At 70.9% G+C, this 1,592-nt stretch carries 3 protein-coding genes; all 3 read left to right on the top strand.

From position 1 onward, the window contains the following. The first annotated feature begins 231 nt into the window (after nucleotides 1–231). Complete coding sequence (rpmI, locus tag VB737_RS16670) at nucleotides 232–432, top strand: 50S ribosomal protein L35 (RefSeq protein ID WP_190542243.1); 201 nt, start codon at nucleotides 232–234, stop codon at nucleotides 430–432. Between the two features lie 72 nt (nucleotides 433–504). Beyond that, nucleotides 505–852, top strand: a complete 348-nt coding sequence (gene rplT / locus VB737_RS16665) for a 50S ribosomal protein L20 (protein ID WP_015109852.1) — start codon at nucleotides 505–507, stop codon at nucleotides 850–852. Between the two features lie 37 nt (nucleotides 853–889). Further along, a complete protein-coding gene (locus VB737_RS16660) occupies nucleotides 890–1,453 on the top strand; it encodes a tetratricopeptide repeat protein (protein WP_500314607.1) in 564 nt (187 codons plus the stop codon). Nucleotides 1,454–1,592 lie beyond the last annotated feature (139 nt).

Here is a 1,592-nt window from a genome sequence, read left to right as displayed (position 1 = left end):
CCACCGGCCAGTGCATCAGGCTGGTCGACGCGGAGGACGGGGCGTCCGGAAGGGGTGGCGGCGACAGGGCGGGCGGCCCCTGCTCGGCCCGGCAGCCGACCGGGAACAGCAGGGCCGCGGCCAGCAGCAGCCGGGGCAGGACGCGGGGACGCAGCGACATCGGCAGGGCGGGGGGTTGGAGGAGGGTTCACCCGCGTCGTAGTGTGCTTGTTTGTGCCTGCGCCTACCGAGATGCCGAAGCTCAAGACCCGCAAAGCGGCCGCCAAGCGGTTCAAGGCCACCGGCACCGGCAAATTCATGCGCCGGCGTGCCTTCCTCAACCACCTGCTCGATCACAAGAGCCCCAAGCGCAAGCGCTATCTGGGGACGATGGCGGTGGTCGATGAGCGCGACCACGACAACGTGGCCCGGATGCTGCCCTACGCCGGCTGAGTCCGGTGCGGCTCCTTTCGGAGCGGCCGCCTTCCTGCTTTTTCCCCGTTCTCCACCCCAAGCTCACCTCCCATGGCCCGCGTCAAGAGGGGCAACGTCGCCCGCAAACGCCGCAACAAGATCCTTCGTCTCGCCCGCGGCTTCCAGGGGAGCAACGGCAGCCTGTTCCGCACCGCCAACCAGCGGGTGATGAAGGCGCTCTGCAATGCCTACCGCGACCGTCGCCGCCGCAAGCGTGACTTCCGTCGCCTCTGGATCGCCCGGATCAACGCCGCCGCCCGCATGAACGGCCTCAGCTACAGCAAGCTGATCGGCGGCCTCAAGCGGGCCGACGTGCGCCTGAACCGCAAGATGCTGGCCCAGCTGGCCGTGGCCGATCCCGCCAGCTTCACCGCCGTGGCCACCGCGGCAGGCCACTGACGCCGTCCCCCCAGCACCGACCGTCCGGCCGGACCCGATGACCGATCTGCTGCCCCAGGCCTACCTGCTCGGCCTGATCGCCCTGCTGGGCGTGGCCGCCATCGTGGTGGGCCGCCAGATCCTGCGGGTGCGGCGCGACGAACTCGCCCTGGCCCGCCTCGGCGGCAACGACAAGGCGGGAGGCAGCTCCAGGGATGCCTCCACCCTCTACGAGCTGGCCTCGGTGCAACTGCGCAAGCGGCTCTACGGCGAGGCGCAGGTCAATCTCAAGCAGGCCCTGAAGCTGGCCGACGCCGAGAACGCCCCGGCCGAGGCGCGGGCCCTGATGGAGAACGCCCTCGGCTTCACCCTGGCGGCCCAGAACAACTACAGCGCCGCCGTGCGCCACTACCGGGCCGCCCTGCGGGCCAAGGCCGAGTATCCGGTGGCCCTCAACAACCTCGCCTTCGCCCTCGAGAAGCAGTCGAAGGCCGACGAGGCCCGCAGCCTCTACGAGAAGGTGCTGCAGCTGGAGGCCACCAACAAAACGGCCCTCAAGCGCCTCTCGATCATGGAACGGCGCAGCGGCCGGCAGGCGGCCGAGAACGGCAAGGCCTCCTGAGGCCCAGCCCGGCACCTGCCGTCCAGATTCCGCCGCCGGCGGCCGCAACAGCGGGTCGCCGGCCGGGCTCTGCTTACCAGAGGCCGCGCACCGGGGCGGGCTGTCCAGCGGCGGGAGCCTGGGCGGTGCGTTCCGGGAC

Origin of the sequence: Synechococcus sp. BA-120 BA3 (assembly GCF_034931285.1) — a bacterium.
Taxonomy (GTDB): domain Bacteria; phylum Cyanobacteriota; class Cyanobacteriia; order PCC-6307; family Cyanobiaceae; genus Cyanobium.
The sequence above is the reverse complement of the archived record's forward strand: the minus strand, read 5'-3'. Positions and strand labels throughout refer to the sequence as shown.